General features: G+C 69.5%; 6 protein-coding genes. 4 read left to right on the top strand and 2 right to left on the bottom strand.

From position 1 onward, the window contains the following. Nucleotides 1-481 (top strand): integrase core domain-containing protein (locus tag ABZ172_RS28795; RefSeq protein ID WP_356888075.1); only part of this gene is annotated, 481 nt, incomplete at its 5' end. A 131-nt stretch (nucleotides 482-612) separates the two neighbouring features. Here the strand turns inward: ABZ172_RS28795 and ABZ172_RS28790 are convergent. Further along, nucleotides 613-1,227 carry a TetR/AcrR family transcriptional regulator gene (locus ABZ172_RS28790; RefSeq protein ID WP_356888073.1) on the bottom strand — a complete coding sequence of 205 codons (615 nt, stop codon included), beginning with the start codon at nucleotides 1,225-1,227 and terminating at the stop codon, nucleotides 613-615. Between the two features lie 225 nt (nucleotides 1,228-1,452). Here ABZ172_RS28790 and ABZ172_RS28785 point away from each other — a divergent pair, with 225 nt between their 5' ends. Both ABZ172_RS28785 and ABZ172_RS28780 read left to right on the top strand, forming a co-directional pair. Next, complete coding sequence (locus tag ABZ172_RS28785; RefSeq protein WP_356888071.1) at nucleotides 1,453-3,705, top strand: 2Fe-2S iron-sulfur cluster-binding protein; 2,253 nt, start codon at nucleotides 1,453-1,455, stop codon at nucleotides 3,703-3,705. Nucleotides 3,706-3,987: 282 nt separating this feature from the next. Next, on the top strand, nucleotides 3,988-4,158 hold the full coding sequence (locus ABZ172_RS28780) for a hypothetical protein (RefSeq protein WP_356888069.1): 171 nt from the start codon (nucleotides 3,988-3,990) through the stop codon (nucleotides 4,156-4,158). A 112-nt stretch (nucleotides 4,159-4,270) separates the two neighbouring features. On the opposite strand, the gene ABZ172_RS28775 is transcribed toward ABZ172_RS28780, so the two are convergent. Then, entirely contained in the window at nucleotides 4,271-5,602 is a 1,332-nt protein-coding gene (locus tag ABZ172_RS28775; protein WP_356888067.1) for an aspartate aminotransferase family protein, read from the bottom strand. A gap of 92 nt (nucleotides 5,603-5,694) precedes the next feature. Between ABZ172_RS28775 and ABZ172_RS28770 the strand changes: the two genes are divergently transcribed. Further along, a complete protein-coding gene (locus tag ABZ172_RS28770) occupies nucleotides 5,695-6,660 on the top strand; it encodes a LysR substrate-binding domain-containing protein (protein ID WP_356888065.1) in 966 nt (321 codons plus the stop codon). Nucleotides 6,661-6,891 lie beyond the last annotated feature (231 nt).

Raw genomic sequence — 6,891 nt, 5'->3', positions numbered from 1 at the left:
GGCCGGACGGGCCACCCGCAGCAACATGGGCTTCGACTACGTCCACTCCGCCGTCGACGACCACTCACGCCTCGCCTGCAGCGAGATCCACCCCGACGAGAAGGTCGCGACCTGCGCAGGTTTCCTCACCCGCGCGGCCGCCTTCTTCCACAGTCAGGGCATCACCTGCCTCGAACGGGTCCTCACCGACAACGCCTGGGCCTACCGCAAGGGCCTGGCCTGGAAGGCCGCCCTGGCCGGACTCGGCGCTGCCGGCAAACTCACCCGCCCCTACCGGCCCCGGACCAACGGCAAAGTCGAACGCTTCAACCGCAACCTGGCCGACGAGTGGGCCTACCAACGGCCCTACACGTCAGATGACGAACGAGCCACAGCCCTGGCAGACTTCCCTCACACCTACAACCACCACCGCTGCCACACCGCACTCGGGGGCCAGCCCCCGATCAACCGCGTCAACAACCTTGCGGGTCAATACATCTAGGGCGTGTCTTCAAAAGATCTTGCCAAGGAAGCCCGGTAGCTGCGCACGATGCCTTGGTGGAACATCTTTCTGTCGACGTGCGCGCTTCGCTCCGAGCACGCCATGACATTCGCTTCCCGGCGCGGCCGAGTTCAGCCCCGCAGGTACCGGGTGACCATGTCGACCAGTTCCCGCTCGAAGGTGGCGACAGGGACACCCCGGGGGTCGGCCATGAGTTTGTGGGTGTTGATCTCCACCGTGAACACGATCAGTTCGGCCGCGATGTCCAAGGCCTGCACCCGGACGTCCGGGTGCAGGGCGAGCAGGTCGCGTACCTGTCCGACGCGCTCTTTCCCGTGCCGTTCGATGGTGTCGAGGATGTCCTGGGAGAGGGGCGCCTCCTCCATCATGATCCGCAGTAGCTGAGGGTCGTCGCGGTGGTTGTCGATCGCGTCCCGGACCAGCGTCCGCACGAGGTCCTGCAGGGACCCGGGGGACAGGTCGAGCTGTTCGCCCCGGCTCCACGTGCCGCGGTCGATGTGCCGGACGAGCAACTCGGCCAGGATCGCGTCCTTGTTCGGGAAGTACTGGTAAAGCGAGCCGATGGAGACACGGGCCTGTTCGGCGATCCGGTTGGTGGTCCCCGCCGCGTACCCCTGCTCGACGAAAACGTGAGCAGCGGCGGCGAGGATGCGTTCACGGGTGAGTTCGGCGCGCGCCTGCCGGGGCCTGCGACGTGGCTGAAGTCGACGATCGGCTGAGGGCATCCGGGCGTCCTCCTTGAGCGGCGAAAGGCGAGTAGCCAAAGAGTTGAGCTATTGCTCACAATAGTGTCATGAGCTGCGGGAACACGCGGCGGACCGCGGCGACCCACGTCCTGTGACGCTCACGTGCCCACAGCGTGTGAGCGGGTGCTCCGGACGGTGGAGCGGACCAAACGGGGGGCGCTCCGCGAACGAAGACGCTTTTCCCCTTCAACGACAGGAGTCGGTGTGCGACGGGCAGAGAGAGACGGCGACGTGCGCCGGCTGACGACGGCGGACGAGGTCGAGGCCGTCATCGGACAACCGTTGCCGATGGTCGTGCTCAAGCAGATCGGTGCTCTCGACGAGGGCTGTCGGACCGTCCTCGCCCACAGTCCGATCGCGGCCTTCGGCCACCGGGACGCGGACGGTATCAGCAGAACGGCCTTCGCCGGCGGGACGCCCGGCTTCACACGCGTCCACTCGCCCACCAGGTTCTCCTTCTCCCACCACGGACCCCACGCACCGCGCGGCCCGGCCTCGTTCTTCTACCTGCTGCCCGGGGTGGGAGAGATCCTGCGGATCAACGGAACCGTCGCCGGGCACGACGGCACCCGCACGTGGGTGGACGTCGCGGAGGCGTACGTGCACTGCGCCCAGGCAGTCCTCAGATCCCGCCTGTGGCAGCCCCCCGCTCCGATCGCCGACATCCCGGCTCCGGTGCTCAGCGGTGACGGTCCGCTCGCGCGGCCGGGTGTAGCCGGTTTCCTGGCGGCGGCACCGTTCCTCGCGCTCTCCACCTGGGACGCGTCGGGCGGCAGCGACACCAGCCCACGCGGGGACCGGGGACCAGTGGCGCGGATCCTGGACGATCGCACCCTCGTCATCCCGGACCGCAGGGGCAACAAACGCGCCGACTCGCTGCACAACCTTGTGCGCGACGACCGGCTGTCGATGGCGGCGCTCGTCCCGGGCCGAGAGGGGGTGCTGACGGTCCGCGGCCGGGGTGCGATCACGGACGACCCGGCGCTGCTGGCGACGATGGCGCTCGATGGGACGCCTCCGCACCTGGCGCTGCTCGTCCACGTCGAGGACGCAGAGGTGAGCGTGGCGGACGCCGTGGTGCGGTCGCGGCTGTGGACGCCGGGTGCACGTCCCGACCGGGGTGCGGTGCCGGACCTGATGGCGCTGGCGGGGAAACAACTTGCCACCAACGCGGCCGGCGCGAAGGGCACTCCGCCCGCGTTCCTGCTGAAGGCAATCGGGGCAGTGCCGGGGATTCCCCGGCTGCTGCGGCTGCTGATGGACAGAGCCTACGCCTCCGGCCTCCGCAAGGAGGGCTACAGGGAGGACAGCGGCGACGGCAGCGCAGCCAAGGACGGCAGGAGACGCGCTCATGCCCGCCGCACCTCGGCGACCGCCGTCCGGCGGCGGGCACCGGAGCGGGAGGTGCGGGTCGCCGAGGTGCGCGCGGAGACGCCGAAAGCGGCCACCTTGGTCCTGGAGGACGCGGACGGAGGCCGAGGCCGGTTCGAGTTCCGGCCGGGACAGTTCTTCACTCTGACCGCCGAGATCGGGGGAGACCTGGTGCGGCGGGCCTACTCGGCGTCCTCCGCGCCAGGTGCGGACACGCTGGAGGTCACCGTCAAGCTTGTCGAGGGCGGCCGATTCTCCACCCATGTCCACCGGGACCTGCGGGCCGGCGAACTCCTCACCGTGCACGGACCGTCGGGGTCATTCCACGCCGGTTCCGGGCCACCGGCTGAGACGGTGCTCATCGCGGCGGGCAGCGGCATCACCCCGATGATGAGCATGATCCGCGCGCGGCTCGCCGACCTGCGCGGCCGGGACCGGATGGCGTTGCTGTACAGCAGCCGCACCCCGGACGAGATCCTCTTCGCCGCCCAACTGGCCCGGCTGGCCGGAGAGCGCCCCGACCGGCTCTCCGTCACCCACGTCCTGACCGAGAGAGACGGCCGCCTGGACGCGGCCGGGGTGCGCCGGTGGATCAGCGGCCTGTCACCCGCCCGGGACGCCCACTACTACACGTGTGGCCCCGGACCCCTGATGGACACAGTCAAGGTCGTCCTGACCGAGCTGGGAATCCGGGACGGGTACACGCACCGCGAGGACTTCGCCTCCGCCCTGGAGACCGGCGGCGCGGCGACCGTGCCGCGGGAGATGACCGTCGAACAGGACGGCCGCCCCCCTCGGCATGCGACGGTCGAACCCGGCCGCACCCTGCTGGACGCGGGCCTGGCCGCGGGTCTGCCGATGCCCTACTCCTGCACGGTCGGCAACTGCGGTGACTGCGCGCTGCGGCTGCGTCAGGGAGAGGTGACCCAGAACGAACCGAACTGCCTGACCCCGCGCCAGCGGGCGGAAGGCTACGTACTGGCGTGCTCGGGACGTCCACTGACGGACGTCACGCTCGAGATCCCGGACCCGGCAGGAGTGAACCCGGCCGATACCCCAATCGTCCCGCCGTCCCGCGAGTCCTGAAGCGCGACATCCCGTGGGCTGCGCTGAGCCTTCGTGAGTCTTCAACCTGGTGACCACGAGGCTGCCGCTCTCCCACAACAGTGCGCGGACTGAGGTACCTTCGGGATCCCTGAACCGTTCTCACCATCTCCGATCAGTGACGGGAGCTGCTTTTGGCGCTGGCTGTCGTCCGGGACCTGTGCGATGTCCGCATCGGGAGGCGAGCGGAGCTCGGTGGCGACCCGGTCCGAGGCGTAGGTGCACTGCGCGGACGCGGCCGGCAGGAGCCACTGGGCCGGATCCTTGTCACTCTTCGGCCGGTTCGACTTCGCCGCCACCGCCAGGAAGCTCACCGTCGAGACGGAGGAACAGGCCGCACTGGAGAAGGGCGCCGGTGACTGCCCGGACACCGTGGCGGAGTACGAAGTCGCACCGCAGGAGGACGGCGGCGGGCGGCGCGGCAAGAGGAGATGAGGCCGTCGATGAGCCCGGCGGGGACGCATCACACTCTCCGCGCCCGCGCCCGCCCGGTGTCCCGTGTCGGCCGGGTGGGGGCTCGCGTCCGGTGACGACCGGTCGGAACGGCTCAGCCCGCCGGGTTCACCTCGCCGATCGCGGTGTCCAGGATGGAGAGGCCGAGGGAGAGTTCTTCCTCTGTGGCCGTCAGTGGTGGCGCGATGCGAAATACCCCGCCCATGCCGGGCAACTGCACGATGTTCATGTGCAGACCCAGTTCGAGACAGCGGCGGGTGACCCGGGCCCCCAGCACGTCCGGGCTCTGCTTCGTCTCGGGGTCAGTGACCAGCTCCAGGCCCATGAGCAGGCCGCGTCCGCGAACATCGCCGACGATGTGGTGGCGGAGCGCCATCTCCTCCAACCCTCTGCGGAGCAATCCGCCGAGGTCCCGGGCGCGCTCGTCGAGGCGTTCGGCGGCAAGGACGTCAAGGACGGTCAGCCCTACCGCGGCCGGCAGCGGGTCGGACACATGGGTGGTGAAAAACAGGAAACCGCGGTCGTACGCCTCTTGCTCGATCTCGGCGCTGGTGATCACCGCAGCGAGGGGCAGGCCCGCGCCCAGGGTCTTGGAGACCGTCAGGATGTCGGGGACGACACCGTCACGCTCGAAGGCGTACCAGGTACCGGTGCGGCACAAGCCCGTCTGGGCTTCGTCGAGGATCAGAAGCATCCCACGCTCACGGCACTTCTCCTTCAGCGCTGCGAGATAGCCGGGCGGAAGGTCGATGACGCCGCCGGAGCTGAGGACGGGCTCCACGAGACAGGCGGCCAGGCTGCCGGTGGACTGGGCGTCGATGAGATCGAAGGCGAAGTCCAGCTGACGGCGCCAGTCAAGGCCGCCGTCGGAGGTGGTGAAGTCGGGGCGGTAGGCGTTGGGCACCGGGATAGCGAAGTTGCCGGGCGCCGACGGCCCGTAGCCCCTGCGGCCCGCGCTGTAGGTGGCGGACGCGGCGGCTTGAGTCATGCCGTGCCAGGACCGGGCGAAGGAGACAATCTCGTGTTTTCCGGTGACCAGCTTGGCCATCCGGATCGCCGCCTCGTTCGACTCCGCGCCCGTGGTCAGCAGCAGCGTCTTCTCCAGCGGGGCGGGCAGGGTACCGGCCAGCCGCCGCGCCAAGTCCACGACCTGGCGGCTCAGCATTCCGCTGTAGAGGTGATCGAGGGTGGCCACTTGCCGCTGCACCGTAGCCACGATCGCCGGGTGGGAGTGCCCGAGGATCGCACTCATCTGCCCCGAGGTGAAGTCAAGGATCTTCCGGCCCTCCGCGCTGTACACGAAGCTCCCCGAGGCACGCTCGATGATCTCGCGGGTGAAGCCTCCCCCGTAGCGGATCAGGTGCCGGTCGGCGTGCGCCCAGAACGCGCGGGCGTCGGAGTCGGTGGCGGTCGTCGTGGAAACCATGCGAACGACCGTAGGACGGTCGCGAGCGCCGCGTCCATCACACATTTCCGGCCGTGCTGTTCGGCAGACCCGCACAATAGAGTGGCGACGTGATGAACCCCTGGAGACTGCGGTTGCTCACCCAGTTGGACACACTCGGCACCATCCGGGCCGTGGCCCAAGCGGCCCGGCTGAGCCCGTCGAGCGTGTCCCAGCAGCTCTCCGTGCTGGAGTCCGAGACCCGCACACAACTACTCGAACGCACCGGCCGCCGGGTCCGTCTGACCTCGGCCGGATTGATCCTGGCACAGCGGGCGAGGGCGATCCTGGACCACATGGACAGCGTGGAGACGGAGCTGCACGGCTTCGGAGAGGAACCCTCCGGCCTCGTGCGCCTGGGCGCCTTCCAGAGCGCTGTGCACACCATGGCGCTGCCCGCCGCGCGGCGGCTCGCCTCCCGCCACCCCCACCTCCGGGTCCAGCTCCTGGAGTTGGAGCCGCACCAGAGCGTCCCGGCTCTGCGCGTCGGTGACGCCGACCTTGTCATCACCACCACTGACTTCAGTGAACAGCGGCTCGGCCCCGATCTGGTTCTCGTCCCTCTGGACGAGGACCCGGTCTTGCTGGTGCTGCCGCCCGGCCATCCCGCGGCAGGGGGCGGGCCGGTGGATCTCGTGACCGTGGCCGACGAGCCGTGGGCCTTCGACATCCCGCAGTCGTATATGGCCGACCTGGCGATACGGCTGTGCCGCCAGGCACGCTTCGAGCCCCGGATCGTGGGCCGGTTCAGCAACTACACGCTGATCCTGCAACATGTCGAGGCAGGTCTCGCGGTCGCGCTGCTGCCCGCGCTCGCCGCGCACACGACGCGCTACCAGGTGTCCACGACAGAGCTCACCGTCCCCGTCTCCCGGACCATCACGGCGGCGTTCCGGCGCAGCACACCACCCCGCGCGGCGGTGCGTGCGGTGCTGGACGAGTTGCGTCCGGCGTTCCGGACGCAGTCGGCCAGGGTGGGCCGACCCCACCGGGCCAGGAACGGAGAAGGCGATCCTGGCCCGGATCCGGCCCGGCTCTGAGCAGACGTCGGCGTGCGCTGCGCACACGACCGCGCCGAGCTGTCTGTGCCGGTAGCGGAGATGGCCGCTGACGCGGGTCTGCTCCAGCGGGCGACTGTGGACGGCGATTCTCGTCGCTGTCATCCATGTCGTCACGTCAGGGGATTTCAGCTGCGTGAGCCGCAGACTCCACGTGCCCGGCACTCTTCACAGGCCTGCGCCACCATTCCTTCCTCCTTCCCCTTCCTCTCA

This window comes from Streptomyces sp. NPDC006296, from assembly GCF_040613235.1.
GTDB lineage: Bacteria > Actinomycetota > Actinomycetes > Streptomycetales > Streptomycetaceae > Streptomyces.
This window is presented reverse-complemented; position numbering and strand designations above follow the sequence as displayed.